Here is a 25,929-nt window from a genome sequence, read left to right on the forward strand (position 1 = left end):
CGACGAGCATCGACCTCGGATATGTCCCCATCCATGAACAGCTCAACGAGCTAACCCGACAACCGTCACGGTAAGCACCGTTGCAGTACTAGGGCGTGTCTTCAAGCCCCCGTCGACCCCCCTGCGGACCAGCCGGGGCCCGTCCCGATCCACGGGGCGGGCCCCGGCCCGGACAATGGTTCGATCCCTACCGTTACCGTTGCTGTCGGGGTCCGCCACGCACACGGCGGCCCCCGACCCGGCCCACCCCGCCCGGCAGGGCGCGGTTCGGCACGAACTGGCAGAACCCGGCGAGGGTGCCGCCAGGGCACCCCCGACCCGGAGAGCACCACGATGAGCGACACCTGGCAGCGGCTGCGCCGCGACCATCCCCGGCTGCTCGACGCCGTCGGCGGCGCCGTGCTGATCGCGATGACCGGCCTCGGCGTCACCGTCGACCAGACCGGCCACGTCATCTCCTTCAGGCCGCTCAGCGCCACCATCGCGCTGGCCTCCGCCGTCACCGTGTTCGCCCACCGACGGCACCCGCGGACCGTGGTCGTCATCACGCTGATCTGCACGATGGCCCTCATCCTCACCACCCCCCGCCTCACCCCCGGGCTGGCCACCCCGCTGCTGCTCGCCCTCTACTTCCTCGCCGTCCGCACCGACCGCGCCACCGCCCTGCGCGCCTCGATCGCCTCCGCCGTCCTGCTCACCGGCACCTCGCTGATCGGCGACGGCGGCGGCCCGATCGGCCAACGGCTCGGCGTCCTCGCCTGGGCCCTGCTGCCCGGCGCCCTCGGCGACTCCATCCGCAACCGCCGCGCCCACCTCGCCGCCATCGAGGAACGCGCCGAACGCGCCGAACGCACCCGCGAGGAGGAGGCCCGCCGCCGGGTCGCCGACGAGCGGATCCGGATCGCCCGCGATCTGCACGACGTCGTCGCCCACCACATCGCCCTCGCCAACGCCCAGGCCGGCATCGCCGTCTACCTCATGGACCGCCACCCCACCCAGGCCCGCGAGGTGCTCAGCCACATCACCGACGCCACCGGCTCCGCGCTCCAGGAACTGCGCGCCACCGTCGGCCTGCTGCGCCGCGCCGAGGAGCCCGCCCCGCTCGAACCGGCCCCCGGCCTCGACCGGCTCCCCGAGCTGATCAACGCCTTCGAACGCACCGGCCTGCCGGTGCGGCTCACCGTCGAGGGCGAGGCCCGCGCGCTCTCGCCCGGCGTGGACCTCACCGCCTACCGGATCGTCCAGGAGTCCCTGACCAACGTCGCCAAGCACGCCCAGGGCGCCGGCGCCGAGATCACCCTCGCCTACAGCGGCAGCCGGGTCGCCGTCAGCGTCGCCAACGGCCGCCCGCCGACCAGCGCCCGCCCCCGGCAGGCCCTGCTGCCCCACCCGGCCCCCGGCGAGGGCGGCTTCGGACTGATCGGCATGCGCGAACGGGCCGGCGCGGTCGGCGGCCGCCTCACCGCCGACAGCCGACCCGACGGCGGCTTCCTGGTCACCGCCGAACTTCCGCTGCGCACCGGCGCCCGGGACGACAGCGCCGGTCGCGGTGGCTGTGCCGGTCGCGGTGACAGCGCCGTACGGGCGGACCGTGCGGGCCGGGAAGACCGCGCCGTTCGAGTAGACCGTGCCGGCCGGGAAGACCGTGCCGTTCGAGTAGACAAGGACCACGCATGACCATCCGGGTACTGCTCGCGGACGACCAGGCGCTGCTGCGCGGTGCGTTCCGGGTGCTGATCGACGCCGAGGACGACATGGAGGTGGTCGGCGAGGCCGCCGACGGCCACCAGGCCGTCGAACTCGCCCGCGCCACCCGCCCCGACATCGTCCTGATGGACATCCGCATGCCCGGCGCCGACGGCCTCGGTGCGACGGCCGCCATCTGCGGCGACGAGGAGCTGGCCGGCACCCGGGTGCTGATCCTCACCACCTTCGAGATCGACGAGTACGTGGCCCAGGCACTGCGGGCCGGCGCCGGCGGCTTCCTCGGCAAGGGGGCGGACCCGGCGGAGCTGCTCGCGGCCGTCCGCACCGTCGCCGCCGGGGACGCCCTGCTCTCGCCCGCCGCCACCCGGGCCGTCATCGACCAGCTCCTCGCCCAGCCCGATCCGGCGGCCGGCGGCACCTCCGAGCGGCTGTCCGTGCTCACCGCGCGCGAGCGCGAGGTGATGTCGATGGCCGCCACCGGGCTCACCAACGAGGAGATCGCCGAGCGGATGTTCGTCAGCCCGTTCACCGTCCGCACCCACGTCCACCGGGCGATGGCCAAGCTGGACGCCCGGGACCGGGCCCAACTCGTCGCGATCGCCTACCAGTCCGGCCTGGTCCCGCCGGGCCGTCCGGCCTGACCGGCGAAGGCCCGCCCGTCGGCTCATCCGTCGGCCCGCGCGTCGTCCCGTCCGTCCAACTCGCCTGGTTTGCGCCGGTAGCAGGGCTGAGCGACCGTCAAACTCCGGCCATATGTCGGTGATCTGAATTCCAGCCTGCCCGAAAACGACCTCCGAACTGGTGTATCAGCGAGTAGTCTGCCGATGACTCAGGATGAGGAGGGTGTTCGTGGAAACGAAGGACACGGCAGGCGAGGTGCGGATTCTCCAGCCGTTGCCCGGGCGCACGGCGGACGGATCGCAGGAGTTCGACCTGCGGTTGACGCGTTTGCTCCGCCTGCTCGGGGCTGAGGCCGCGCACGGGGCGGACTTCCCGAGCGCGGCCCGGTGGGAGGTCCACAAGGCGCTTTCCGGGCGTACCGACCTGCCCGAGGAGTACTTCGAGGCACTGCTGGAAGCGGCGATCTACGACCCCAACCCGAGCTTCAACCGGCGCTTCGTCGAGCCGGCCCTGCTCGCTTTCGGCCAGCGCCGGGTCCGGCTGACCCTGCTCGGCTACCTGCACACCGGCACCGACACCGAGCGCGCCGGCGCCGCCCGGGCCTGGTACTGGACGTCCCTGTCGGTCGGGGACGGCCGCGGCACGGCCGCCGCCGACGAGGGGTCGACCGTGCGGGACGCCTGGTACGAGGCCGCGCTACGGGAGTTCGTCGCCAACGAGGACCTGGACGTGCGGCGCTGCATCCTCCCCGGGCTGCCCCTCGTGCCGCGTGCCTACCCGTCGCGGCTGCACGCCCTGGTGGAGGCTGCGGTGGCCATCGCGAGGGCGCACCCCGACGAGTACATCCGGCACCGCGCCGAGGTCCAGGTCGGTCTCTGACCGGCCCCGGCCCCGCCAGGCCCACCGGCGGGGCCGGGCGACCGCACTGGGGGCCGAACTCGGCCGTCACGGCGTCCCGTTGGCGGCCCCGTCGACCGGGTCGGTCAGCCCGTCTTGACGGTGATCTCGCCGATGTTCGTCCCGAGGTCCAGCTTGTACTGGCCGTTCGGGTCGTTCTGGACGCCGATGTGCTTCTCGCCCAGGTCGGTCGAGGCGGTGACGTGGTACGAGGCGGTCGGCACGGTCACGTTGATCTCGCCGTTGGAGGTCTTCGCCGTGATGTTCTGGGCCTTGCCGGGGGTGAGCTTGATCCCGCCGTTGTCGGTCTTGGCGCTGACCCGGTCACCCTTGAGCGAAGTGCCCTTGATCTCGCCGTTGTCGGTGCGCACGTCGACCGGCCCGGCCACGTCGTCGAGCGTGATGTCGCCGGAGCTGGTGTGCACCGAGACGTCGCCGACCTGGGTGAGCTTGATCCCGCCCGCCGACGTCCCCCCGGTGATCGGCAGCCCCGGCGGCAGCTCGACGGTGTAGTCCACCGAGCAGTTGCGTCCGCAGCCGCCGAGCACCAGCACGCCGCCGTCCACCCGGGTGCTCGCGCCCGGCTTGCCGCTCCGGTACGTGATGTTGCGGTGGACGGCGGCCTGGGTGGCGCCGGCCTTGCCGCGCACGGTCACCTCCCCGGCGTCGCTGTCCAGCCGGATGCCGGTGATCTTGTCCGTGACGGTGGCGTCGTCGGTGAAGTTGGTCCCGATCGGGTTGCAGGCGCTGAGCACCCCGGCGGAGACCCCGGCGACCACGAGAGCCCCCGCGAAACGGTGGTACCTGCCCATGTTCGTCCCCCATGTGTCCTGCGCTGCTTGTTGCGCGATAGCCCCTGATGACCGCCCCCGTCCGGAGCCGTCCCGACGACAGTAACCGCACGTGGTGGCCCCGGTCGGTGGTATTAACCCCCCTAAAGCGACTCCAGCCAGCCCCCCGGCGCCGCTCCCCCCACCCTCACCCGTGCCCACCTGGGCCCACCCGTGCCCCTGCCGTCGCCCCGGAGAGAAATCTGTAGACCGGCCTACATATTTTCCGGGGGCGGTCGCGGAGCCGTTTTCCGCACAGGAAGTCGGACCCGCCGACTTCCTGTGCGGAAGCGAGCCCGGCGCTCTCCCGGGCGGGAGGGAATCTGTAGACCGGTCGGTATATTTGCCCCGGGGCGCCGTCAGGGCTTGCGACCCACCGCGCCGTAGATGCTGACGCGGTCGGCGCCGGGGGCGGGGGCGGTGTCGGGGCGCCAGAGGGGGACGGTGGTGATGCCGGGGTCGAGGAGGTCGAGGCCGTCGAAGAAGGTGCGGACCTCGTCGCGGGTGCGGCCGACGAGGGGGGCGGTGGCCTTGTCGTAGATGCCGGTGACGCGGTCGCGGACCTCGGCGGGGATGAAGTCGGCAGTGCCGTGCGAGAGGACGAGGTGGCTGCCGGAGGGGAGCGCGTCCATCAGCGTGTCGACCGCCTGGTACGGCTTGTCCTCGTCGCGCAGGAAGTGCAGGACGGCGGCCAGGACGAGGCCGACCGGTCGGGAGAGGTCGAGGAGCCCCGCGGCCTCGACGGCGGCGAGTACGGCGGACGGCTCGCGCAGGTCGGCCTGGAGGACGGCGGTCCGCCCCGGGCCCGTGCCGGACATCAGGGCGCGGGCGTGGCTGAGCACGATCGGGTCGTTGTCGACGTAGGCGACCTGCGCCCCGGGATTGGCGGCCTGGGCGATCTCATGGGTGTTGCCGGCGGTGGGGATGCCGGTGCCGATGTCGAGGAACTGGTCGATGCCGAGGTCGGCGACGCAGCGCACCGCGCGGGTGAGGAAGCCCCGGTTGGCCCGCGCGGTGGAGCGGAACTCCGGATTGGCGGCGAGCGCCTTCTCGGCGGCGGCCCGGTCGGCGGGGAAGTTGTCCTTCCCGCCGAGGTAGTAGTCGTACATCCGGGCCGGGTGCGGGATGTCGGGCCGTAGGTCGGCCGGGGTTCCGGCCTCGCCGGACTCCCACAGGTCGTCGTGTCCCACGGCCGTTGCCTCCGTCTGTTGACGATCGGATGATCTGCTTGCAACTCCCTCGGCGGACAGCCTAAAGCCCAGGTCACGGCCCTGGTGGCGGTTGGTCGGGTCACCCCTGTATGTCCGTTTTCGTCGCCCATCGCGCGCCCCCGGTCGTCCCGGCGCAGGATGGGAGGTCCCGGCGGCGAACCGTCGCCGGACGACGGAAGCGGAAAGGCCGGGGAACGGGAGGTCCGACGCCGTGGTGATCGCTATGGCAGACATCCGCGAATGGCGCGGCCACGTCGTGGTCGACGAGAAGAGCCACCGCATCGGCTCGCTGGAGTCCGTCTACGTGGAGACGGCCACCGACCAGCCGTTCTTCGCCACCGTCACGGTCGGCCTGGTGACCAAGCGCCGCCTGGTGTTCGTCCCGCTCGACGGGGCGGTGGTCGGGCCGGACTACGTCCGGGTGGCGTTCCCGAAGAACCAGGTCAAGCAGGCGCCGTCGATCGGCACCGACGACGTCCTGCCCGCCGAGGAGGAACCGGCCGTGTTCGCGCACTACGGGCTCCCGTACGAGACCGGCGCCGGCGGCGAGCGCCGCCTCGCCCGCCGCTGAGCACAGCCGCTGACCAAAGCCGCTGACCAAAGCCGCTGAGCACCGCCGCTGAACCGCCGAAGGCCCCAGCGCCCCTCGCCCGCATCGCCCCGCCCGGGAATGGATACCCCGCCGGGTACAGTTGTCAGTCGACAGTCGATGCGAAAGGCGGCCCGGACATGCAGGTGGACGAGGAGTCGGTCGGCGCGGTCCTGAACCGGCTGCGCCGTGCCCAGGGCCAGTTGGCCGGGGTGATCGCGATGATCGAGGCGGGCCGTGACTGCAAGGACGTGGTCACCCAGCTCGCGGCGGTCTCGCGCGCCCTGGACCGGGCCGGGTTCAAGATCGTGGCCAGCGGCATGCGCCAGTGCATGGCCGTCTCCGACGAGGACACCCCGCCGATGAGCGAGGCCGAGCTGGAGAAGCTGTTCCTCGCCCTGGCATAAGTCAGGAAGCCGAGGAGCGCAGAAGCCAAGAGGCACAGAGGCGCAGCAGCGCAGCAGTGCAGGAGGGTCGCGACGGATCCCGTCGCGGCCCTCCCGGCGCTTCCGGCCCTCCCAGCGCTTCCGGTGTTTCCGCCGAGGATTCCCGCCGCCCGCCACGGAGTTCCCGAACCGCCCGATGGGCCGTCACGCGCCGTTCACGTCCCGGTCGCTGACTTTCGGATGAATGAGGGCCGCCCGCAGTTGTACAGCCAACTGCCGGGCCCTCCCTCCCCAGCCTCCGTGACCAGCCGCGCGCGGACCCGGCGCCGACCCCCGGCGGACCGGGCCCCGGGCGGCGGACAGGACAACCGTGGCCGCAGGCAGCGCCCTGACCCTCACCTCCTCCGCCAACCCCACCGAAGGCGACCGGCTCACCTTCCACTGGACGACCGACGCCCCCGACGCCAAGAACTGGGTCGGCGTGTACGACGGCGGCCGCCAGCCCGGCAACGGCAGCTCCCTCGTCTGGAAGTACGTCCCGGGCACCTCCGGCGACCTCCAGCTCGACACCTCCGCGCTGACCGGCGGCCCGTACACCGCCTACCTGCTCGCCAAGGACGGCTACGGCGTCCTCGCCCAGACGGCCCCGTTCAGCTTCCGCGCCAAGCCGGCCGTCGTCCGCCCGCACAGCGCCGTGGACGCCCTCACCACCGCACCCGTCGCCCCCGGCGCGGCGGTCTCCGTCAAGCTCGGCGGCCTCTGGTCCCGCCCGGCCGGCAACCCGGCGGGGAGCGCCGCCTTCCGCAAGGTCAGCGGGCCGTCCTGGCTGAACGTCACCGCCGCCGGCACGCTCACCGGCACCGCGCCCGCGGCGGGCAAGAGCCCCGAGGTGGCCGTCGTCGGCGTCAAGGACAGCGCGGGTGCCGTCGACACCGTCACCGTCCTCATCCCCGTGGTCGACCCCGCCGCGCCGCCGCGCCTCAAGGCCGCCAGCTGGAACCTGCACGACGCCGGCGCCGGGTACACCGACGCCCTGGAGAAGCAGCTGCGCGTCGTCCTCACCCAGGGCCTGGACGTGCTCGCCCTCCAGGAGACCGCTGGTGAGCGGGCGAAGACCCTGGCCGACGCGCTCGGCTGGTACGCCTACCAGAGCCCCGGCAGCGTCGGCATCCTGAGCCGCTACCCGCTCGCCGACGTCACCCCGCCGACCGCCGACCTGCCCGCCGCCGGGGCCACCGTGCAGCTCCCCGGTGGCCGGGCCGTCCGGTTCTGGGCCGCGCACCTCGACGAGGCCGGCTACGGCCCGTACGCGCTCCAGGACGGTCGGACGGCCGCCCAGACGGAGGCGGCCGAGACCGCCTCGCTCCGCGTGAAGCAGGCCAAGGCCCTGGCCGCAGCGGTGCGCGCGGACATCGCCCGGCACACTCCGGTGGTGCTCGCCGGCGCCCTCTCCTCGCCGTCCCACCTGGACTGGACGGCCGCCACCGCCGCCGCGCACGGCGGCGTCGGGGTGCTCAACTGGCCCGTCGGCGTGGCCCTTCAGGGCGCGGGGCTGACCGACACCTTCCGCGAGGAGCACCGCGACCCGGTCAAGTTCCCGGGCGCGACCTGGTCGCCCACCCGCAAGCAGCGCGGCGCCAAGCCCGAGCCGCAGGACCGCATCGACTACGTCCAGTACGCCGGCCCGCTGAAGCTGGTCGAGGCACACACCCTGGTCGCCGACTGGCCGCAGCCCGAGCCGAACACCGCCGCCAACGAGTGGCCCTCCGACACCGCCGCCGCCGTCGCCACTTTCCAGCTCTGAGAGGCCAGTTCGTGATGTCCGAGCTCTCCCGCCGCACCTTCGTCGGCGCCACCGCGGCCGTCGGCGCCACCGCCCTGACCGGATTGGGTGCCGCCCCCGCCGAGGCCGCCCCCGCCGCCGCCCCTGCCGCCTCCGAGCGGCTGACGGGCACCATCAAGGACGTCAAGCACGTCGTCGTGCTGATGCAGGAGAACCGCAGCTTCGACCACTACTTCGGCACGCTCAGCGGCGTCCGCGGCTTCGGCGACAAGCAGGCGCTCCAATTCCCGGACGGCGCCGACGTGTTCCGCCAGCCGGACAGCCGCCGCAGCGACGGCGGAGCCATGCTGCCGTACCGGATGGACACCTCGAAGTACAACGCGCAGAACGCCGGCGGCCTGCCCCACGACTGGGCGACCGGCCACCAGGCGATCAACAACGGTGCGATGAACAAGTGGATCGCCGCCAAGGGCGAGCGCACCATGGGCTACTTCACCCGGGACGACATCCCCTACCAGTACGCCCTGGCCGACGCGTTCACCCTCTGCGACGCCTACTTCACCTCCCTCGCCGGCCCGACCGACCCCAACCGGCTCTACCTCTGGACGGGCACCTCCGGCCCCGGCCGCGACGGCACCACCGGGCCCTGGATCGACAACACCCCGGTCACCGACAACCCCGTCGCCGACTGGACCACCTACGCCGAGCGCCTGGAGCAGGCCGGCGTCAGCTGGCGGGTTTACCACAACCCCAGCAAGGACGACCGCACCGGCGACTACGACGACAACGCCCTCTCCTACTTCAAGCAGTTCCACAACTTCCCGCCCACCGACCCGCGTTACATCAACGCGATGACCAAGTTCGACCCGGCCGCCTTCGACCGCCACTGCAAGGACGGCACCCTGCCGACCATCTCCTGGCTGGTCGCCCCCTATCTCTTCTCCGAGCACCCGGAGGCCGGCCCGGCGTACGGGGCGCACTGGGTCAACCAGGCCCTCCAGTCGCTGATGTCCAACCCGGCGGTGTGGGAGCACACCGTCTTCCTGGTCATGTACGACGAGAACGACGGCTACTTCGACCACATGGTCCCGCCCACCCCCGAGCCCGGCACTCCCGAGGAGTTCACCCAGGGCCGCGCCATCGGCCTCGGCAACCGTGTCCCGCTGTGGGTCGTCTCGCCCTGGTCGCGCGGCGGTTGGGTCAACTCCCAGGTCTTCGACCACACTTCCGTGCTGCGCTTCATGGAGCTGGTCACGGGCGTCGCCGAGCCGAACATCTCGGCCTGGCGCCGGTCCGTCTGCGGCGACCTCACCAGCTGCTTCGACTTCGCCGCGCCGAACCCGTCCGTCCCGGCGCTGCCCGACACCACCGCCCTGATGGCCAGGGCCGACGCGGGCACCAAGCTGCCCGGCGTCGCCCTCCCGGCGGTCGGAGCCCAGTCGATGCCCGTCCAGGAGCGCGGCGAGCGCCCGCACCGCCCGCTGCCCTACCAGCCGTGGGCCGACGTGGAGGTGGACCGCAAGACCGGCAAGGTCACCTGCACGATGAGCAACGACGGTTCGGTGGCCTTCCCGTACACCGTCTACCCGAACATCGCGCTGCCCTTCGCGGGCACCCCGTACACCGTCGCCCCCGGCGCCACCGCCCGGTACGTCTGGGACGCCGCCACCACCAACGGCCGCTACGACTTCACCGTCCACGGCCCGGACGGCTTCGTCCGCCGCTTCGCCGGCACCGTGGTCCGGGACGGGCAGGACGGCCAGAACGACATCGGCGTGCCGATCGTCACCGCCGACCTGCACGGCAGCGTGCGGCTCACCTTGCAGGTGGCCAACGACGGCATGACCGACGTCTCCTTCACCGCCGCCCCCAACGACTTCGCCGGCACCGCGCAGACCGTCCGGGTCAAGCCCGGGCAGCAGGTGAACCTGTCCTGGCCGCTGGACAAGCAGGGCCGCTACGACGTCGTCGTCACCGCCCACACCGGCCTGCGCTTCGTGCAGCGCTACGCGGGCTGGGTGCACTGACCCGGTAGCGGGCGGGCCGCGGGCCGGGGGCGCCGAACCGGTGACCCCCGGCCGTGGCTCGGCCGTCCGGGCGGGGCCCGGGGCTACCGTCGGGCGCATGCAGAAGATCACCACCTTCCTCTGGTTCGACGACCAGGCCGAAGCGGCCGCCACCTTCTACACCTCCCTCTTCCCCAACTCCCGCATCACGCAGGTCACCCGCTACCCCGAGACCGGCCCCGGCGGAGCCGGCTCGGTCATGACCGTCGCCTTCGAACTCGCCGGGCGGGAGTACGCGGCCCTCAACGGCGGCCCCGAGTTCCACTTCACCGAGGCCATGTCGCTGCAGGTGGAATGCGAGGATCAGCAGGAGGTCGACGAGCTCTGGGCCGAGCTCACCGCCGACGGCGGCCAGGCGGGCCCGTGCGGCTGGCTCAAGGACCGCTTCGGCCTCTCCTGGCAGATCACCCCGCGCGTCCTGCTCGACCTGATCGCCGACGAGGACCGGGCCAAGGCAGGCCGGGTGATGGCGACGATGATGCGGATGCAGAAGATCGAGGTCCAGCCGCTGCTCGACGCGGCCAGGGGGTGACGCGATGGCCGCGCCCGCCTTCCGCAGCACCCTCTACCTGCGCGCCACCCCCGAGCGGGTCTGGCACGCCCTCACCAACGCCGACGAGTCCGGCCTCTACTGGGGCCACCGCAACGTCTCCACCTGGCTGCCCGGCGCGGCCTGGGAGCACCAGCGGGCCGACGGCTCCGGGACGGCCGACGTGATCGGCGTCGTCGAGGCCGTCGACCGCCCGCACCGGCTGGTCACCACCTGGGCGGGGCCCGGGGAACGACGCCCGGGCGGTCCCTCCCGGGTCACCTTCGAGCTCCGGGGCTGGCACGACCTCACCCGGCTCACCGTCACCCACGACCAGCTGGCCGACGAGGCCGAGCGGGCGGACGTCGAGCAGGGCTGGTCGGCGGTGCTGTCCAACCTGAAGACCTACCTGGAGACCGGCCACCCGCTCCCGCAGGAACCCTGGTCGATGCCCTGAGCCCCCTGAGCCCCCGACCCCCCGGAGTCCGACGCAGGGTCAGCGCCCGGCCCGCACCGCCGGGCGCGCCCGCTCGCCCCGGACGAACCGGCGCAGCCCGGCGAACCGCGAGAACCGCTCCCGGCTCGCCACCGAGGCCCGGTCCAGCTCCTCCATCAGCCGCCGGCTGCGGTGCTCCAGGTCCAGTTCGTCCAGGATCCGGTCCACCTCGGCCAGTATCGAACCGTGCAACTGCCACGCCTCCGGGTGCTCCCGCACCTTCTGCAGCAGCACCTGGGCGACGTTCTCCCGGCAGGTCCAGGCCGCGGCCAGCTCGGCGGTCAGCCGCCGCTCCGCCTCCTCGGCGCTGCGGCTCACCTGGGTGGTGACCAGCACCGCGAAGCTGACCATGGCCCCGCCGACGTGCGCCAGCAGTTCCTCCAGGCCCACCGCGACGTCCGGCGGGAACAGCCGCTCGCCGGGCGCGCGCCGCTTGGCCAGGTCGGTCAGCGAGCGGGCCAGCACCCGGATCACCACCACGCAGATCTCCAGGGTGTCCAGCCCGGTGCGCAGCACCAGCCGGGACAGCAGCCCGTCGTTGATCCGCGGATTGAGCCGCAGGCTGTCCTCCGCCTGGCGCAGTGCCACGTCCACGTCGGCGATGGCGTGGTCGAGCCGGCGGGCCTCGTGCAGCTGCTCGGCGGCCCGGGCGACCGGGGTCGGACGGCCCAGCTGCTCGGCGATGTCCAGCAGCAGCTGCCGGGCCCGCCGGGCGAGGTCCTCGATCGACTCCCCGGCGGTGTCCACCCAGACCGGCGGGGCGAACAGCAGGTTGAACAGCAGGCCGACGGCGGCGCCGATCAGCGTCTCCAGCACCCGGTCCCAGGCCTGCGAGGCGAGCCCGCTGACGCCGAGGATCAGCATGGCGCTGATCGCGACCTCCTGGACGAACTCCTCGACCCGGACGAACCGGCCGACGACCAGCGAGGCCAGGATGATCAGCCCGAGGCTCCACCAGGAGAGCCCCACCACGGCGCTGAAACCGGTCGCGATCAGCACGCCGACCACCACCGAGTTGACCCGGCGGATGCTGGTCTTGAGCGTCGAGTAGACGGTGACCTGCACCACCAGCAGCGCGGTGAGCGGGGCCGTCAGCGGGGCCGGCTCGTTGCTGAGCCGGGTGGCCACCGCGAAGGCGAGGGTGGCGGCCACGGTGGCCCGTACGGTCTGGACGACGAAGGGTTCTCGGGCACCGCGGCGGATCAGGGCCGTGAGGGACTCCGGGAGAAGGGCCATGTCGCCCTTCTTTCCCTGTGGCAGCCCTTCACACCGCCGAGCCGCCCGACCGGCACCCGTATGCCCGGGCCCGGGTCACGGGACAGAACATCCGGCGAGCCACGGCCTACCGCGGGTCCTGACGGTTCAGCCGCAGCTTCCAGGGCGCCAGCGCCGACTCGACCTGCACCCCGATGCTCATCTTCGACGCGCCCTCGATCCGCTCCTCGAAGCGGATCGGCACCTCGCGGATCGTCAGGCCGCGCTGGACGACCCGGTAGTTCATCTCGACCTGGAACGAGTACCCGCTGCTCTGCACGGTCGGCAGGTCGATCGCCCGCAGGGTGCTCGCCCGCCAGGCCTTGAAACCGGCGGTGGCGTCCCGGACGCCCAGGCCGAGGATGGTGTTGACGTAGAGGTTGGCCCAGGCCGACAGGGCCTTGCGGTGCCAGGGCCACTCCGCGGCGGTCGAACCGCCGGGCACGTAGCGGGAGCCGAGCACCACGGCGGTGTCGTCGGCCAGCAGGGCCTGGACCATCGCGGGTATCGCCGAGGCCGGGTGCGAGAGGTCGGCGTCCATCTGGACCACGACGTCGGCGTCCTCGTCCAGGGCCCGGGCCATGCCGGCCAGGTAGGCGCGGCCGAGGCCGTCCTTCTCGGTGCGGTGCAGCACGCCCACGGTGCCGCCGGACTCCGCGGCGAGCTTGTCGGCGATCTCGCCGGTGCCGTCCGGCGAGTTGTCGTCGACCACCAGCAGGTGCAGGCCCGGTACCGGGAGGTCCGCGAGAAGACCCGCGAGGACCGGAAGGTTCTCCCGTTCGTTGTACGTGGGGACGACGACAACGACCTTCGGGGAGGCCTCGACCATGTTCTGTTTCCCTCGTGCCCTTTCCGGCCGGCACCCGTGCCACGCCGGACGGTTGTCCTTGACGACCTGCGGTGGATGAGACCGTGCGAGTGTATCGGTGCGGCGGACGGTTCCTCGCCCCGGGTGACGGGCTGGGCACGGCCGGCCACGGCCCGGAAATCCGTTCGACCGCGATGCGTGCCCGGGGCGCCGCGTCACCGCCCCGATCCGTCGTTCCGGGAAATTTCTTCGACGGCCCCTCGCAGACGGTCCCTCGCAGCTCCCGGCGGGCTACGCCCCGCCGTAGACGGTCGCGAGGTTGTCCCGGGCCGGGTGGGCCAGGCCGGCCGGGCCGGCGGCGAAGGTGCGCAGGACGTTCTCGGTGACCCGGCGGACCAGGTCCCCGGCCCGGGCGTCGATCCCGTGGTCGGCGCTGCCGCCCCCGGGCCCGTGCGCGTCCAGGGCCTCCACCCAGCGCATCGTCCCGGAGGCGAACACCCCGGCGCCGCCCGGCACGGTGTAGTACGCGGTGTCGGAGTGCGAGCGGCGGCCCTCGCAGACCACGGGGGAGTGCGCGATCACCTCGATCGGACGCGGGGTGGGGAAGGCGGTGTCCACCCGGTCGTACTCGACGCCGACCAGGTGCGGGAACGACGCCCCGGCGGCCACGCCGGTGCCCTCGAACGCCCAGTGCTCCGGCGAGCCGACCACGTACGGGGCGTCCACCGGGTAGCCGTCGTAGATCACGCCGAGCATCGAGCTCTCCGGGTCGGCGCCCGGGCCGGCCCGGAAGTCGGTGGTCGCCGGGGCGCCGGCCTGGTGCCCCGGGTCCTGCGCCCACGCGTCCTTGTAGCAGACCACCGTCCGGTCCGGGCCCAGCTCCGAGGGCTCGAAGCGGACCCGGCGGAAGCAGCAATTGGCGCCCAGGACCGCCAGGTTGGTGCCGGCGTCCCGGGCCGCGACCACCTGGGCGCGCTGCTCGGGGGACCAGTACTCGTCGTGGCCGAGCGAGAGGACGGCGCTCGCGCCGTGCAGCAGCCCGGGCTCGCGGGCCACGTCGATCCCGGTGGTGTAGGCGAGCGGCAGCCCGAGCCGTTCGGCGAGCGCGACCAGTGGCGCCTCGTACACCAGGAACAGCCCGGCGCCGTGGTCGTAGTCGTAGGGCCGGTCGAAGACCACCCGCAGCGAGCGGGTGGCCAGACCGCCGGTGGGGCCGTTGTAGAGGCTGTACCCGCCCCACCCGTTGTACGCCTGCCAGGTGGCGGGGGCGCTCATCACCACCGTCCGCCCGGCGGTGGCGGCGGAGCGGACGGTGAGCGGGACGTAGCGCTGGCCGGAGCCGTCCTCGGCGTCCAGGCGCAGCAGGTAGGCGCCCTCGGGCCAGTCGGTGGTGTCCACGGCGAGGGTGCGCTGCCAGCCGGTCAGCACGGTCCTGGTCGCGGGGTCCACGCGCGGGGCGGGCTGCCGGCCGCCCGGGACGTGCTCGCGGCGCCAGACCAGGCGGGCGCGGGCGCCGTCGTACCAGCCGGTGCGGTAGGCGGAGACGGTGAAGGCGGCGGCCGGGGTGGAGACGTGCAGGCCGAACTGCTCACCGGGCAGCACGCTGACCCGGTCGGCGAAGCCCTCGATGGCGTCGGCGGGGCCGGGGTTGGTGATCTCCCAGTCGGGCGCGCCGGGAAGGGACTGCTCCGGCGGGACGTCCACGTGCTGGGCGTCAGCGGTCGGGGCGGGGTCGTCGGCGGAGGGGCGCGGGGCAGGGCCGTCGGACGAGGAGTGCGGGGCGGGGTCCGGGTGGCGGGTGCCGCAGGAGGCGGTGGCCGCCGCCAGCAGGCCCAGGCCCAGAATCCCCCGCCGACTCGGTTCCGCCACCGCTGCCTCCCTGGTGTCCGTCCTCGGCAAACCTGCACACATCGGTCGATCGCGCGGACATCCTCGCCCGTTCCGGGCAGCAGGTGCGGCCCGCCGCGCCGGGACGACCAGCACGGCGGGGCGCCGCCCGCCACCGCTGAGGGCCGTCCGGGGCACCGTTGGCGTGTCCGGACGCGCTGCTCCCCGGCGGCACCGATCCGGTCCCCTAGCCTGACCAGGCCCGCCGTCCGGCGGCCTTTGGGGGCCGGAGCCGAGCGCGGCCGGCCGACTCGTGGACAGGGGTGCACGTGGTGTCGTCGGATTCGGCCGATCCGGGGGTGACGCCCGCGACCCGCGGCGCGAGGTTCCGGGAGTGGATGCTGGAAGGCCTGTCGGACATGGCCAAGCAGCACCCCGGCCCGCACGCCGAGGCGCCGCACGTCAAGGGCCAGCGCTGGTGGCGGGTGATGTGCCTGACCGGCCTGGACTACTTCTCCACGCTCGGCTACCAGCCCGGCATCGCCGCCCTCGCCGCCGGCCTGCTCTCGCCGCTGGCGACCATCGTGCTGGTGATCGTCACCCTGCTCGGCGCCCTGCCCGTCTACCGGCGGGTCGCCCAGGAGAGCCCGCACGGCCAGGGCTCGATCGCGATGCTGGAGCGGCTGCTGTCGTTCTGGCAGGGCAAGCTCTTCGTGCTCACGCTGCTCGGCTTCGCGGCCACCGACTTCATGATCACCATCACCCTGTCGGCCGCCGACGCGACCGCACACCTGGTGGAGAACCCGCATCTGCACAGCGTGCTGACCGGCAAGCAGGTGACGATCACCCTCATCATGGTGGCCCTGCTCGGCGGGGTCTTCCTCAAGGGCTTCAGCGAGGCGATCGGCATCGCCGTCGTCCTGGTCGCGGTCTACCTCGCGCTGAACGTCGTGGTGGTGACCAACGGACTCTGGCACGTGCTGAAGGCCCCGCACGTCGTCGGCGACTGGACGGACGCGCTCACCGCCGAGCACGGCAACGTGATCGCGATGATCGGCGTCGCCCTGATCGTCTTCCCGAAGCTCGCGCTCGGCCTGTCCGGCTTCGAGACCGGCGTCGCCGTGATGCCGCACATCGAGGGCGACCCGGACGACACCGAGGAGAAGCCCACCGGCCGGATCCGCGGCGCCCGCAAGCTGCTCACCACCGCGGCCGCGATCATGAGCTGCTTCCTGATCACCACCAGCCTCATCACCACCCTGCTGATCCCGGCGGACGCCTTCAAGGCCGGCGGCCAGGCCAACGGGCGGGCGCTCGCCTACCTCGCCCACCAGAACCTCGGCAACACCTTCGGCAGCGTCTACGACCTGTCCACGATCGCCATCCTCTGGTTCGCCGGCGCCTCCGCGATGGCCGGACTGCTCAACCTGATGCCGCGCTACCTGCCCCGCTACGGCATGGCCCCGCACTGGGCCCGCGCGGTGCGCCCCACCGTGATCGTCCTCACCCTGATCGCCTTCCTGGTCACCTGGCTGTTCGACGCCAACGTGGACGCCCAGGGCGGCGCGTACGCGACCGGCGTGCTGGTGCTGATCAGTTCGGCCGCCATCGCCGTCACCATCGCCGCCCACAAGTCCGGGCAGCGCCGCAGGACGGTCGGCTTCGCCGTGATCGCCGGGGTCTTCCTCTACACCACGGCCGTGAACATCGCCGAGCGGCCGGACGGCGTCAAGATCGGCGGCTGCTTCATCGCCGGCATCATGCTGGTCTCCTTCCTCTCCCGGCTCAAGCGGGCCTTCGAACTGCGCGTCACCGACGTGGTGCTCGACGCCGTCGCGGAACGCTTCGTCCGGGACTACATGCACCGCCCGCTGCGGCTGATCGCCAACGAGCCGAACAGCCGGGACCTCGCCGAGTACCGCGACAAGATCCGCCAGATCCGCGCCGACAACGACATCCCGGTCGAGGACGACCTGGTGTTCGTCGAGGTCACGGTGCTCGACCCGTCCGACTTCGAGGCCGAGCTGACCGTGCGCGGCGAGGTGCTGCACGACCGCTACCGGGTGCTGACGCTGCAGAGCTCCAGCGTGCCGAACGCGCTGGCCGCCCTGCTGCTGCGGGTCCGGGACCTCACCGGGCAGCAGCCGCACATCTACTTCGAGTGGACCGAGGGCAACCCCTTCGCCCAGTTCCTCAGGTTCTTCCTGTTCGGGCAGGGCGAGATCGCCCCCGTCACCCGCGAAGTCCTGCGCGAGGCCGAACCGGACCGCAGCCGCCGCCCGGCCGTCCACGTCGGCTGACGGCACCTCCCCGCCGAACGGGTCGGCCGTCTGCGCCTCCTGCTCAGTGGCAGTCCAGGTCAGCGGCAGTCCGGGTCGTTCTGGTCAGCGACTCGGGTGGGACTTGCTCCAGGCCGGGGCGACGAAGGCCACCAGGGCGACGGCGAAGCCGAGTTGGAGAAGGTGCCGGATCCAGTCGATGCCCGAGGTGTGGCGGACGCCGATCCATCCGGAGACGGCGTTGCCGAGCCAGGCCCCGGCGGCGCCGAGCAGCATCGTCAGCCACCAGGGGATCGACTGCGGCCCGCGCAGGATCAGCTTGGCCAGTACGCCCAGCACGAAGCCGATGATCAGAATCCACAGGAGCTGGAACATCGCAGTCCACCTTCCGGGCGCCGCCGGACTGACCCCGGTGCGCCGAATCGCCGAGACGCGGTTCGTCCCATGATCGCCCGGATCGGCCGAACGGGCACGTCGGGAGCTTCTACGGCTCCGGCTGCACCTGCTCGGTCCTGAGCTTCACCGAGGACTCCTGGCGGCCGGCTCTCAGCGCTCCAGTGCCGCCTCGACGGCCTCGCGGACGTCCGGGTGCGGGTCGTTCGCGAGGCCGTCGAGCAGGGCGGCGACACCCGGGGTGGACCAGCCGGCGACGGCCCACACCAGTTCCTCGCGCACGGCCGGGTCCGGGTGGGCGGCCAGCCGGGCGAGGCGGTCCAGTGGGCCGCGGCGGCGGCGCCCGAAGCTCTGCAGGGCGGCGAGCAGTTCGGCGGGGTCGCCCGGCTCGCCGGCGGCCTCGATCCGGGCGAGCAGGACGGGCACGGGCGGCGGCGGGGCGTCCAACGGGTGCTGGTGGCGCTCGCGCAGTCGACGGCTGCCGTACCCGCCGACGGGCTGGCAGCCCATGCAGGGACAAGGCCGGGTGCCGTGGGCGTTCGGCTGGTAGCGCCAGCCGGAGACCTGCGGCACGCCGCGGATCCGGTGGACCTCGCGGGCGCCCACCGCACGCGGCACGAACACCTCCCAGCCGCGCGGGTCCGCCAGTTCGGCGATCCGCCGCACCGCCTCGGCGGCGGGTACCCGCTGCTGGGCGTCCCTCGCGCGGTCCCGGTAGTGCCCGGCCAGCACCTGCTGCGTGTCGTCCAGCCGGAGGTGCACCGCGACCAGCGAGCCCCCGGTGCCGAACCGGGCCAGTTCGCGCAGCCACTGGTGGGTCAGCGGGTACGAGGGCAGTACCGGGAAGCAGTACAGCCCGCGCACCCCGCCCTGCCCCCGGCTGTCGGCCCGGATCCCGGCGCGGCGGATCCGCGGCGCGTTCGCCGCGGCGGTCAGGTGCACGAACATCGCCATGGCCCGGGATGCTAGCGGCTGGCCGACCGCGGGCCCATCGGATTTCCTCGGGAGGCGGGGCGGCGCGGGGCGGGGCGGGAGGCAGAGCAGGAGGCAGGCAGGAGGCGTCAGGCGGTGCCCGTGCGGCGGGTGATCAGTGCGGCGAGGCCGTCCAGAATGCGGTCCAGGCCGAAGTCCAGGGCCTGGTCGCGCCCGTCCTCGCCGGTCATGGCGGCGGCCAGGGCGGGGTAGCGGTCGGCGTGCTGGTGCACCAGCGTGCCGAGGGCGGTGAGGAGTTCGGCTTCGGGGGAGCCGTCGGGCCCGGCGGCGCGGGACTGCTGGGCGATGCTGCGGACGTGTCCGGCGAGCAGGACGGCGGCGTCCATCCGCTCGGGGCCGGTCAGTCCGTGGCCGTCGAGGGCGGTCACCACCCGTTCCAGCCAGGTGAGTTCCTTCGGGCCCATCACCCGGGGGCCGACGGTGGCGTCGAGCAGCCACGGGTGGCGGCCGAACGACTCGGTCAAGTGGTGCGCCCAGGCCGTGAGTTGGCTCCTCCAGTCGTGGGCGTGCCGGTCCTGCGGGGGCTCGCCGACGGCGGCCTCGACCATCAGGGCGACGAGTTCGGCCTTGCCGGGCACGTAGCGGTAGAGCGACATCTTGGTGAAGTCGAGCAGCCCGGCGACCTTCTGCATCGAGACCGCACCCAGGCCTTCGGCGTCCGCGATCTCGACGCCCGCCGCCGCGATCCGCTCCAGGCTGAGGGCCGGTTTCGGCCCGCGGGTGGGCTTGGCCGGGGGGCCCCAGAGCAGCCGCACCATGTCGTTCGCCGCCTCGCTCACATTCCGCTCCCGTTCTGGGGGTTGCTCGTCCGACCTAACTGCGTCTACCGTACACAGCAGCAAACAGTATCCACCAGACACAGTTTCTCGATCCTCTCGGACGGAGTGGTTTCCCATGAGCACCAAGGTCCTGATCTCGGGCGCGAGCATCGCCGGCCCCGCCCTGGCCCACTGGCTCAGCCGGTACGGCTTCGAGGTCACCGTCGTCGAACTCGCCCCGGCGCTGCGCGGCGGCGGCCAGAACGTCGACTTCCGCGGCCGCACCCACCTGACGGTGCTGGAGCGGATGGGCGTCCTCGACGAACTGCGCGCGCTCGACACCGGCGGCAGCCCGATGACCTTCCTCGGCGCCGACGGCCGCCGACTCCTGCACCTGCCCGCCGAGTTCGCGGGCGGCGAACTGGAGATCCCGCGCGGCGAACTCGCCCAGCTGCTGTACCGGCACAGCCGCGCCCGCGCCGATTACGTCTTCGGCGACTCCATCACCGCCCTGGAGGAGACCCCGAGCGGCGTGCGGGCCACATTCCGGCACGGCGCGCCGCGCGAGTTCGACCTGGTGATCGGCGCCGACGGGCTGCACTCCAACGTCCGCCGGCTCGCCTTCGGCCCCGAGCAGCGCTACGTCCGCCACCTCGGCTACTACGCGGCCACCTGGCAGTTCCCCAACGACCTCGGCCTGCCGCCCGGTTCGGTCGGCCTCAACGTCCCCGGCCGGCTCGCCTCGATCGGCGCCGACCACCGCGACCCGACCCGCGCGGGCGCCTTCTGCCTCTTCGCCTCGCCCGAACTGCGCTACGACCGCCACGACCAGGAGCAGCAGAAGGCCCTGGTGCGGGACGCCTTCGCGGGCCTGGGCTGGGAGGTGCCGCGCCTGCTGGAGAGCCTGCGGCACGCCCCCGAGCTCTACTTCGACTCGATCAGCCGCGCCGACGTCCCCACCTGGTCCAGCGGCCGGATCGCCCTGCTCGGCGACGCGGCCTGCGGCGCCACCATCGGCGGCATGGGCACCGGCACCGCCGTGGTGGCCGCGTACGTCCTGGCCGGCGAACTGGCCCGCGCCCGCGGCGACCACCGCACCGCCTTCGCCCGGTACGAGCAACTGCTGCGCGGCTACGCCCAGGGCTGCCAGAAGGGCGGGGGCCGCACCGGCCCCTTCCTGGCGCCGCGCACCGCCACCGGCCTGCGCGTGCGCAACGGGCTGCTGAACCGGCGCTGGGTGCTGAACCGGATGCTGGAGCTCGGGAAGCAGGTCTCCAGCGTCGAGCTGCCGGACTACGAGCTGCCGAAGGGCGGGCTGCCGGACTGCGAGCCGCTGGAGAGCGATCTGCCGAAGTGCGCGCGCGAGTCGGCCGGCCGGTTCAGTGCGGCGGGCTGATCCGGGCGCCGCCGTCCAGGGCCGCCTCCACCTGGACGGCCGCCCGGGCCGGGCGCTCGACGGCCAGCGTGTGGTCCGGGGCGGGCCGGTCGGCGGACCAGTCCGGGCCCTTGACGGCGAGCCGGGTGACCCGCCGGCTGCCCGCCGCGAGCAGGAACTCCGCCCCCTGCGGGGAGCGCCACCAGGCCCAGCCGACGACGTCCTGCTCGAACCGGCTGCACGCCCGCCCCGGGCCGCCGCCGGTGCGCTGCGGGCCGCGGGCGGTCGGCAGCAGGACGGCGGTGGCGGCGCTGCCCTCGCCGGTCCAGCGGTCGGCGCGCAGGCAGACCCAGGACGCCGAGCCCGCGTTCTGCGGCAGCGGCTGCACCGCGAAGGCCCACAGGTTGAGCTGCTTGACGCCCGGCGTGCCGTCCGGGACGGCGCAGCCCGCGCGGGCCCAGGCCAGCAGCGCGTCCTGGCCGGTGGCCTCGCGCGGCTCGCGGGCCGGCTGGGTACGGTCCGGTGGCGGGGAGTAGGTGAGGTGCGCGGGGACGAGCCCGCCGAGGTCGGTCAGCAGGAAGGCGTGCTTCTCGGCGATGGCGGGGGAGGAGTGCAGCTGGAGCACCGTGGCGCCGTGGCAGTCCGCGAGCCCACCGCCCGGGACCGCCGCCGTGACCCCGTCGGGGTGGTCCAACGGCCGTGCGGGGGAGTCGGGTTGGTCGATCCGGCGGGTCTCGGCGGCGTCCACCCAGGGGGCCAGCAGATAGCGCACGGCGGTGCCCTGGCGGCGCAGCACCACCGCGCCCGCCGTGGTCACGTCCGAGTCGTCGGCCCGGGCGAGGTCCAGGCCGCCGTCGCGCCCGTCGGTGTAGCGGGCGAGCCGCCGGCCGTCGAACAGCACCACCACGGCGGCGCCGTCGACCGTCCCGGCGAACAGCAGCGCCGGCGGGGCGACGGGCGGCGTGGCGTCCACGCCCGGCTCGGCGCGGGTCTGCGGGCCCGGCCGCTCCCAGGCGGCCAGGGCGCGGCCGAGCAGCGCGCCGTCGTCGCGGCGGTCGCCGCGGGCGGGCCAGGCGGTGAAGTCGACCCGCGCGGTGTGCTGCCACCGGTCCGGCTCGACCCGGGTCAGGCGTGCCGGGTCGGCCGCGGTGCCGGACGGGGCGGGTGCGGGGCGGGCCGCAGGCGCGGCCGGGCCGGAGTCGGCCACCACGGCCGCCGTCGTGCTGAGCCCGAGCAGGCCGACCAGCAGCACGGCGCTCCACGTCCGGCGGCGGCGCAGCAGGTCGGTGGGCTGGACCCGCACCGCGCACGGGTCGAAGGCGGGCGGCTCCGGGTCCGCCCCGACGGTCACACCGGCCGCCGCCGCGACGGCCTCCTCGGGGCGCTCGACCCCGGCCTGTCGCAGCACCCCGGCCGCCTGCTCCGGCGTCAGCCCCTCCACCGCGCGCAGGGCGAAGGCCGCGCGGGCGGGGGCGTCGAGCGCCGCGAGCGCGTGGTCCAGCGCCGCGTCCTCCTCGCCGCCGTGCGGGGTGAACAGCCGCAGTCCCCAGATCCGGGGAGCGGGCAGCCGCCGCGCGGGGTGCGGCCGCAGCGCTGCGCGCAGCACCCGCAGGCGCAGTGCGGCGTACACCGGGTCCTCGTCCGCCGCCGACGGACCGGCCGGGCGGGTCCAGTGGGAGGGCAGGGCGCGCTGGACGGTCGCGTGCGCGGCCAGCACCCGGCTGTGCCGGTCCCGGTCGGCGGGCAGCGCGAGGTACGCCAGCCGGGCCAGCCTGCGGTAGTGGCGCACCAACGCGGCCTCGGCCTGGGCCACCGGGCGCGCCGCGGCGCCCTGCGCCGGCGATGCCGCGCCCATCGTCCGTCCTGCCAACGGGCCCTCCCCGGATGCCGTGCGTGCTGTCGTGGTGGACGGTCCAACGAGTCGATCATGTGATGGTTGCGCCGTCCGGGTCGCCGGGTCGCCAGGTCAGTGCGTTGCTGGGTCAGTGCGTTGCTGGGTCGGTGCGTTGCCGGGTCGGCGGGTCGGTGGTTTCGGCGAGGCGCCGGGTCGACGCCCCGCCGGGTCGGGGGTGTCGGTTCGGCACGGTGTCGGATCCGCGTTCGGCGGGCGGGCCCAAGGTCCCGCCCGTTCAGCCCCTTGGCCCCTGGCGGCCCGTGCCGCCGGGCGCGATGCTGCCGGTACCGGCCGGGACGATCCGCGCCCGGCCGCAAGAGTGTCGTGGACGAGGTGAACCGGCGTGCGGCATGCCACCGTCGAATCAGTGATGACCAGCCCCGTGGTCCGGGTCGCGCCCGAGACCGGCTTCCGGGAGATCGTCGCGCTGCTGACCGAGTACGACATCACCGGGGTGCCGGTGGTGGACGCGGAGGGGCGGCCGCTCGGGATCGTCTCCGAGGCCGACCTGCTGCGCACGCTGGCCGCGCAGGAGGATCCGGGCGCGCTGCTGCCCGCCCCCGAGGCGGCGCCGGCCGGCCCGGGCGGTGCCGTGACCGCGGCCGACCTGATGACCGGGCAGCCGGTCTGCACGACGCCCGGGACCAGCGTGGTCGCGGCGGCCCGGCTGATGAGCCGGCATGGGCTGAAGCGGCTGCCGGTGCTGGACGAGGACGGACGGGTGACCGGCATGGTCAGCCGCGGGGACCTGCTGCGGGTGTTCCTGCGCGAGGACGTGGTGATCCGGCGGGAGATCGTCGAGGAGGTGCTCGGCCGGATCGACGGGGTGAGCCCGGCGGAGATCGGCGTCGAGGTCGATCAGGGCCGGGTGGTGCTCAGCGGTACGGTGCCCGAGCCGTACCTGGTCCCGATCGTGCTCAACCTGTGCCGCTCGGTGGACGGCGTGGTCTCGGTCACCGACCGGCTCGGTGCGGGCGGGGCGGCCGCTCCGGTGGGCTGATCCGTCGATCCTGCGATCCGACCGCTGTGCGCCGCCCCGGCCCGGGCGGTTCGCTTCGCATACTGCGGAGCGTATCGGGTAACTCACCCTGTGTGCCCGGCGGGTCGAACTGCCGGGGCGGCGGAGCACAGGGGAGGCGGCCGTGGCGGTCGTATTCGACGCGGACTTCACTTCGACCAGACAGTGGACTGCCGGGCGCACCAGTGCCTACCCCCGGATGGGGCCGACCAACCGGAGCGACCACAAGCTCGACTACCTCGGCCGCGGCTACTGCCCGGGCGGCGTGTTCAGCGCCACCCGGCGGCTCGTCGGCGGGCTCTGGACGTGCAACCTGCTCACCACCGAGGGCAGTCCGGACGGCTTCCAGGCCCGCACCGGCGACCAGCTGTCGGCACGCATCACGCTGCCCGTCGGGCTGGGTGCCTGGCCGGCCGTCTGGACCTGGCGGGACGGCGGCAACGAGGTCGACCTCTTCGAGTACCACCCCGACCATCCGGACCTGTTGGAGTTCTCCAACCACGTCCGGGGCGGGTACCGGTACTGGCACGGCGCCGGCTCGGGGATCGCGCCCGGGTCGACCTTCGACCTGCGGGTCGTGCTCGGCGCGAACTCGGTGGACTGGTACGTCGAGGACGAGCTGGTCTACGCGGACCTGCACGGGGTCGGTCCCGGCTGGCAGGCGTACCTGATCGTCAACCTGTCGGTCGCGGACGGCACGTACCACGACCGGCCGCCGCTGCAGGGGCCGGACCGGCTCAGCTGGGTCTGCCACAGCCTTCAGGTCGAGCGCTGAGCGTCCCGCCTCACGGGGCGAAGGTGGCGGTGACCGGGCCGCGCGGGCCGGAGCGCTGGAACCAGACCGTCCGGCGGTGCGCGCCGATGTGCGCGGGGTGGGCCACGTACAGGTCGTCGCGCGGGGCGCGTTCGTTGCCGGGGGCCAGGGCCGCGTCCACGGCGCGCGCGGCGATGGCGTGCAGCAGGGCGGTGGCGGTCGCTTCGGCCGCGGGCGGTGCGATGGCGAGCGCGGTGAGTTCGGCCCAGAGCGCGGTGGAGACGTAGCTGATCGGGGAGTGGCCGAGCGCGGGATGGGGGCGGTGGTCCCCGTGGCGCCGCAGCACCCCGGCCGCGACGAGCTGCTCGGGCGAGCGGTCGTCGGCCGGTGGGTGGTGGTTCATGGGCGGCAACGCTACCCCGGTGGGCCGGGCGCTGAGCGCCGGAACGTTTTCTCAGGCTTTCTTCAGGGCGCTTCGGCCCGGTGCGGGCGCACGATGGTGGTGAGGCGCTGGTCACCTCGGCGGGCCCCGGCTGCGGGGCCGGAGGAGGAGGTCCCCATGAGGTACTGGCACGGACACGGCCACGTCCTGGGTGGCTGGGGCATCGGTGTGATGGCGGTCTTGACGCTGCTGGTCCTGCTGGTGCTGGTGCTCGCCGCCATCGCCCTGTTCCGGTACGTGTCGCGGTCGCGTCGACCGCTGCCGTACGGCCCGGCGGGTCCGGGTGCGGCGGGGCCGGGTTCGGGTTCGGCGGCTTCGGGTGCGGCGGGGCCGGGGTGGGGCGCACCGCACGGCGCGGCGGCCGGGCCGACGCCCGAGCAACTGCTCGCGGAGCGGTTCGCGCGTGGCGAGATCGACACCGAGGAGTACCGGCACAGGCTCGACACGCTGCGCTCGGTGAACGGGCCGGGTGACGGCTGAGCCGGGGCGCACGCGGGCCCGCCACACGGTGGTGCGTGTGGCGGGCCCGTCTGCGGTGGCGGCCTGGCCGGCGTTTGCGCAGCCCGTTCGGCCTGCGCGGTCTACTCGGCGTGCGTGGCCTGCTGGGCCTATTCGACGACCAGCTCGACCGGGATGTTGCCGCGGGTGGCGCGCGAGTACGGGCAGACCTCGTGCGCCTGCTTGACCAGCTGCTCGCCGGTCCCGTCCGCGAGTGCCTCGGGCAGTTCGACGCGCAGCACGACGGCCAGGCCGAAGCCGGCGCCGTCCTTGCCGATCGACACCTCGGCGGTGACCGAGACCTCGCTGGTGTCGACCCGGGCCTGGCGGCCGACCAGGCCGAGGGCGCTGGCGAAGCAGGCCGCGTAGCCGGCCGCGAACAGCTGCTCGGGGTTGGTGCCCTGGCCGCTGCCGCCGAGCGCGGGCGGCATCGCGAGCGCGAGGTCCAGCTGCCCGTCGGAGCTGACGGCGCGGCCCTCCCGGCCGTTGGCGGTGGCGGCTGCGGTGTAGAGCGCGTCCAT

At 73.8% G+C, this 25,929-nt stretch carries 25 protein-coding genes; 14 read left to right on the forward strand and 11 right to left on the reverse strand.

Features of this window, described 5'->3' with window-relative positions; genetic code table 11:
- Window positions 1–333 precede the first annotated feature (333 nt).
- The 3 genes from ACFVHI_RS27915 to ACFVHI_RS27925 all read left to right on the forward strand — a co-directional run bounded on the left by ACFVHI_RS27915 (window position 334) and on the right by ACFVHI_RS27925 (window position 3,207).
- Entirely contained in the window at window positions 334–1,677 is a 1,344-nt protein-coding gene (locus tag ACFVHI_RS27915) for a sensor histidine kinase (RefSeq protein ID WP_063350684.1), read from the forward strand.
- Window positions 1,674–2,348: a response regulator transcription factor gene (locus ACFVHI_RS27920; RefSeq protein WP_363374720.1), complete on the forward strand. Its 675-nt coding sequence runs from the start codon at window positions 1,674–1,676 to the stop codon at window positions 2,346–2,348. Before ACFVHI_RS27915 ends, ACFVHI_RS27920 begins: the two co-directional genes overlap by 4 nt.
- A 208-nt stretch (window positions 2,349–2,556) precedes the next feature.
- On the forward strand, window positions 2,557–3,207 hold the full coding sequence (locus tag ACFVHI_RS27925; protein ID WP_244293555.1) for a hypothetical protein: 651 nt from the start codon (window positions 2,557–2,559) through the stop codon (window positions 3,205–3,207).
- A 104-nt stretch (window positions 3,208–3,311) separates the two neighbouring features.
- On the opposite strand, the gene ACFVHI_RS27930 is transcribed toward ACFVHI_RS27925, so the two are convergent.
- Entirely contained in the window at window positions 3,312–4,037 is a 726-nt protein-coding gene (locus ACFVHI_RS27930) for a DUF4097 family beta strand repeat-containing protein (protein ID WP_063350686.1), read from the reverse strand.
- 377 nt (window positions 4,038–4,414) lie between these two features.
- Complete coding sequence (locus ACFVHI_RS27935; RefSeq protein ID WP_380343898.1) at window positions 4,415–5,245, reverse strand: SAM-dependent methyltransferase; 831 nt, start codon at window positions 5,243–5,245, stop codon at window positions 4,415–4,417.
- A gap of 244 nt (window positions 5,246–5,489) precedes the next feature.
- Here ACFVHI_RS27935 and ACFVHI_RS27940 point away from each other — a divergent pair, with 244 nt between their 5' ends.
- The 6 genes from ACFVHI_RS27940 (at window position 5,490) to ACFVHI_RS27965 (ending at window position 11,076) form a co-directional block, all read left to right on the forward strand.
- Window positions 5,490–5,837, forward strand: coding sequence for a PRC-barrel domain-containing protein (locus ACFVHI_RS27940; protein WP_063350688.1), 348 nt, complete (start codon window positions 5,490–5,492; stop codon window positions 5,835–5,837).
- Window positions 5,838–5,995: 158 nt separating this feature from the next.
- Window positions 5,996–6,262, forward strand: coding sequence for a metal-sensitive transcriptional regulator (locus ACFVHI_RS27945; RefSeq protein WP_063350689.1), 267 nt, complete (start codon window positions 5,996–5,998; stop codon window positions 6,260–6,262).
- 349 nt (window positions 6,263–6,611) lie between these two features.
- On the forward strand, window positions 6,612–8,045 hold the full coding sequence (locus ACFVHI_RS27950; protein WP_380343901.1) for an endonuclease/exonuclease/phosphatase family protein: 1,434 nt from the start codon (window positions 6,612–6,614) through the stop codon (window positions 8,043–8,045).
- Between the two features lie 14 nt (window positions 8,046–8,059).
- Window positions 8,060–10,051 (forward strand): phosphocholine-specific phospholipase C, encoded by a 1,992-nt coding sequence (locus ACFVHI_RS27955; protein WP_063350691.1) that lies wholly within the window; start codon window positions 8,060–8,062, stop codon window positions 10,049–10,051.
- A gap of 97 nt (window positions 10,052–10,148) precedes the next feature.
- Window positions 10,149–10,622 (forward strand): VOC family protein, encoded by a 474-nt coding sequence (locus tag ACFVHI_RS27960; protein ID WP_380343904.1) that lies wholly within the window; start codon window positions 10,149–10,151, stop codon window positions 10,620–10,622.
- Window positions 10,623–10,626: 4 nt separating this feature from the next.
- On the forward strand, window positions 10,627–11,076 hold the full coding sequence (locus ACFVHI_RS27965) for an SRPBCC family protein (RefSeq protein WP_063350693.1): 450 nt from the start codon (window positions 10,627–10,629) through the stop codon (window positions 11,074–11,076).
- A 39-nt stretch (window positions 11,077–11,115) separates the two neighbouring features.
- On the opposite strand, the gene ACFVHI_RS27970 is transcribed toward ACFVHI_RS27965, so the two are convergent.
- From ACFVHI_RS27970 to ACFVHI_RS27980, 3 genes are all read right to left on the reverse strand, one after another.
- The gene (locus tag ACFVHI_RS27970; protein WP_063350694.1) at window positions 11,116–12,351 is read right to left on the reverse strand and encodes an aromatic acid exporter family protein; all 1,236 of its coding nucleotides are present in this window, start codon (window positions 12,349–12,351) and stop codon (window positions 11,116–11,118) included.
- A 106-nt stretch (window positions 12,352–12,457) separates the two neighbouring features.
- Window positions 12,458–13,198, reverse strand: coding sequence for a polyprenol monophosphomannose synthase (locus tag ACFVHI_RS27975; protein WP_063350695.1), 741 nt, complete (start codon window positions 13,196–13,198; stop codon window positions 12,458–12,460).
- A gap of 270 nt (window positions 13,199–13,468) precedes the next feature.
- Complete coding sequence (locus ACFVHI_RS27980) at window positions 13,469–15,046, reverse strand: N,N-dimethylformamidase beta subunit family domain-containing protein (RefSeq protein ID WP_380343909.1); 1,578 nt, start codon at window positions 15,044–15,046, stop codon at window positions 13,469–13,471.
- 356 nt (window positions 15,047–15,402) lie between these two features.
- Here ACFVHI_RS27980 and ACFVHI_RS27985 point away from each other — a divergent pair, with 356 nt between their 5' ends.
- Window positions 15,403–17,304, forward strand: a complete 1,902-nt coding sequence (locus ACFVHI_RS27985) for an amino acid transporter (protein ID WP_380343972.1) — start codon at window positions 15,403–15,405, stop codon at window positions 17,302–17,304.
- Between the two features lie 84 nt (window positions 17,305–17,388).
- On the opposite strand, the gene ACFVHI_RS27990 is transcribed toward ACFVHI_RS27985, so the two are convergent.
- From ACFVHI_RS27990 to ACFVHI_RS28000, 3 genes are all read right to left on the reverse strand, one after another.
- Window positions 17,389–17,658, reverse strand: coding sequence for a GlsB/YeaQ/YmgE family stress response membrane protein (locus tag ACFVHI_RS27990; protein ID WP_063350696.1), 270 nt, complete (start codon window positions 17,656–17,658; stop codon window positions 17,389–17,391).
- 171 nt (window positions 17,659–17,829) lie between these two features.
- Window positions 17,830–18,630, reverse strand: coding sequence for a HEAT repeat domain-containing protein (locus tag ACFVHI_RS27995; RefSeq protein WP_208869135.1), 801 nt, complete (start codon window positions 18,628–18,630; stop codon window positions 17,830–17,832).
- Window positions 18,631–18,737: 107 nt separating this feature from the next.
- Entirely contained in the window at window positions 18,738–19,427 is a 690-nt protein-coding gene (locus ACFVHI_RS28000; protein WP_380343975.1) for a TetR/AcrR family transcriptional regulator, read from the reverse strand.
- A gap of 136 nt (window positions 19,428–19,563) precedes the next feature.
- On the opposite strand from ACFVHI_RS28000, the gene ACFVHI_RS28005 reads away from it, so the two are divergent.
- Window positions 19,564–20,823, forward strand: coding sequence for an FAD-dependent monooxygenase (locus ACFVHI_RS28005; RefSeq protein WP_380343913.1), 1,260 nt, complete (start codon window positions 19,564–19,566; stop codon window positions 20,821–20,823).
- Here the strand turns inward: ACFVHI_RS28005 and ACFVHI_RS28010 are convergent.
- A complete protein-coding gene (locus tag ACFVHI_RS28010) occupies window positions 20,807–22,657 on the reverse strand; it encodes a hypothetical protein (protein ID WP_380343916.1) in 1,851 nt (616 codons plus the stop codon). The genes ACFVHI_RS28005 and ACFVHI_RS28010 overlap by 17 nt on opposite strands.
- A gap of 409 nt (window positions 22,658–23,066) precedes the next feature.
- Here ACFVHI_RS28010 and ACFVHI_RS28015 point away from each other — a divergent pair, with 409 nt between their 5' ends.
- Both ACFVHI_RS28015 and ACFVHI_RS28020 read left to right on the forward strand, forming a co-directional pair.
- Entirely contained in the window at window positions 23,067–23,696 is a 630-nt protein-coding gene (locus ACFVHI_RS28015; protein WP_244293556.1) for a CBS domain-containing protein, read from the forward strand.
- Window positions 23,697–23,838: 142 nt separating this feature from the next.
- A complete protein-coding gene (locus tag ACFVHI_RS28020; RefSeq protein WP_063350699.1) occupies window positions 23,839–24,489 on the forward strand; it encodes a hypothetical protein in 651 nt (216 codons plus the stop codon).
- A 10-nt stretch (window positions 24,490–24,499) separates the two neighbouring features.
- Here ACFVHI_RS28020 and ACFVHI_RS28025 read toward each other — a convergent pair whose 3' ends face one another.
- Window positions 24,500–24,871 carry a hypothetical protein gene (locus ACFVHI_RS28025; protein WP_380343920.1) on the reverse strand — a complete coding sequence of 124 codons (372 nt, stop codon included), beginning with the start codon at window positions 24,869–24,871 and terminating at the stop codon, window positions 24,500–24,502.
- A gap of 156 nt (window positions 24,872–25,027) precedes the next feature.
- Here ACFVHI_RS28025 and ACFVHI_RS28030 point away from each other — a divergent pair, with 156 nt between their 5' ends.
- Window positions 25,028–25,390 (forward strand): hypothetical protein, encoded by a 363-nt coding sequence (locus tag ACFVHI_RS28030; RefSeq protein ID WP_063350701.1) that lies wholly within the window; start codon window positions 25,028–25,030, stop codon window positions 25,388–25,390.
- Between the two features lie 128 nt (window positions 25,391–25,518).
- Here ACFVHI_RS28030 and ACFVHI_RS28035 read toward each other — a convergent pair whose 3' ends face one another.
- Window positions 25,519–25,929 carry an organic hydroperoxide resistance protein gene (locus ACFVHI_RS28035; RefSeq protein WP_063350702.1) on the reverse strand — a complete coding sequence of 137 codons (411 nt, stop codon included), beginning with the start codon at window positions 25,927–25,929 and terminating at the stop codon, window positions 25,519–25,521.

This window comes from Kitasatospora sp. NPDC127121 (assembly GCF_042677305.1).
GTDB lineage: Bacteria > Actinomycetota > Actinomycetes > Streptomycetales > Streptomycetaceae > Kitasatospora.

What these genes read in the sequence shown, in the direction of transcription:
- ACFVHI_RS27920 (WP_363374720.1), top strand. Translation starts at nt 1,674, where the DNA reads ATGACCATCCGGGTACTGCTCGCGGACGACCAGGCGCTGCTGCGCGGT.
- ACFVHI_RS28010 (WP_380343916.1), bottom strand. Translation starts at nt 22,657, where the DNA reads ATGGGCGCGGCATCGCCGGCGCAGGGCGCCGCGGCGCGCCCGGTGGCC.
- ACFVHI_RS27915 (WP_063350684.1), top strand. Translation starts at nt 334, where the DNA reads ATGAGCGACACCTGGCAGCGGCTGCGCCGCGACCATCCCCGGCTGCTC.
- ACFVHI_RS27990 (WP_063350696.1), bottom strand. Translation starts at nt 17,658, where the DNA reads ATGTTCCAGCTCCTGTGGATTCTGATCATCGGCTTCGTGCTGGGCGTA.
- ACFVHI_RS27940 (WP_063350688.1), top strand. Translation starts at nt 5,490, where the DNA reads ATGGCAGACATCCGCGAATGGCGCGGCCACGTCGTGGTCGACGAGAAG.
- ACFVHI_RS27970 (WP_063350694.1), bottom strand. Translation starts at nt 12,351, where the DNA reads ATGGCCCTTCTCCCGGAGTCCCTCACGGCCCTGATCCGCCGCGGTGCC.
- ACFVHI_RS28000 (WP_380343975.1), bottom strand. Translation starts at nt 19,427, where the DNA reads ATGGTGCGGCTGCTCTGGGGCCCCCCGGCCAAGCCCACCCGCGGGCCG.
- ACFVHI_RS27975 (WP_063350695.1), bottom strand. Translation starts at nt 13,198, where the DNA reads ATGGTCGAGGCCTCCCCGAAGGTCGTTGTCGTCGTCCCCACGTACAAC.
- ACFVHI_RS27995 (WP_208869135.1), bottom strand. Translation starts at nt 18,630, where the DNA reads ATGGCGATGTTCGTGCACCTGACCGCCGCGGCGAACGCGCCGCGGATC.
- ACFVHI_RS27960 (WP_380343904.1), top strand. Translation starts at nt 10,149, where the DNA reads ATGCAGAAGATCACCACCTTCCTCTGGTTCGACGACCAGGCCGAAGCG.
- ACFVHI_RS27945 (WP_063350689.1), top strand. Translation starts at nt 5,996, where the DNA reads ATGCAGGTGGACGAGGAGTCGGTCGGCGCGGTCCTGAACCGGCTGCGC.
- ACFVHI_RS28005 (WP_380343913.1), top strand. Translation starts at nt 19,564, where the DNA reads ATGAGCACCAAGGTCCTGATCTCGGGCGCGAGCATCGCCGGCCCCGCC.
- ACFVHI_RS27955 (WP_063350691.1), top strand. Translation starts at nt 8,060, where the DNA reads ATGTCCGAGCTCTCCCGCCGCACCTTCGTCGGCGCCACCGCGGCCGTC.
- ACFVHI_RS28015 (WP_244293556.1), top strand. Translation starts at nt 23,067, where the DNA reads ATGACCAGCCCCGTGGTCCGGGTCGCGCCCGAGACCGGCTTCCGGGAG.
- ACFVHI_RS28025 (WP_380343920.1), bottom strand. Translation starts at nt 24,871, where the DNA reads ATGAACCACCACCCACCGGCCGACGACCGCTCGCCCGAGCAGCTCGTC.
- ACFVHI_RS27930 (WP_063350686.1), bottom strand. Translation starts at nt 4,037, where the DNA reads ATGGGCAGGTACCACCGTTTCGCGGGGGCTCTCGTGGTCGCCGGGGTC.
- ACFVHI_RS28035 (WP_063350702.1), bottom strand. Translation starts at nt 25,929, where the DNA reads ATGGACGCGCTCTACACCGCAGCCGCCACCGCCAACGGCCGGGAGGGC.
- ACFVHI_RS27985 (WP_380343972.1), top strand. Translation starts at nt 15,403, where the DNA reads ATGCTGGAAGGCCTGTCGGACATGGCCAAGCAGCACCCCGGCCCGCAC.
- ACFVHI_RS27965 (WP_063350693.1), top strand. Translation starts at nt 10,627, where the DNA reads ATGGCCGCGCCCGCCTTCCGCAGCACCCTCTACCTGCGCGCCACCCCC.
- ACFVHI_RS28030 (WP_063350701.1), top strand. Translation starts at nt 25,028, where the DNA reads ATGAGGTACTGGCACGGACACGGCCACGTCCTGGGTGGCTGGGGCATC.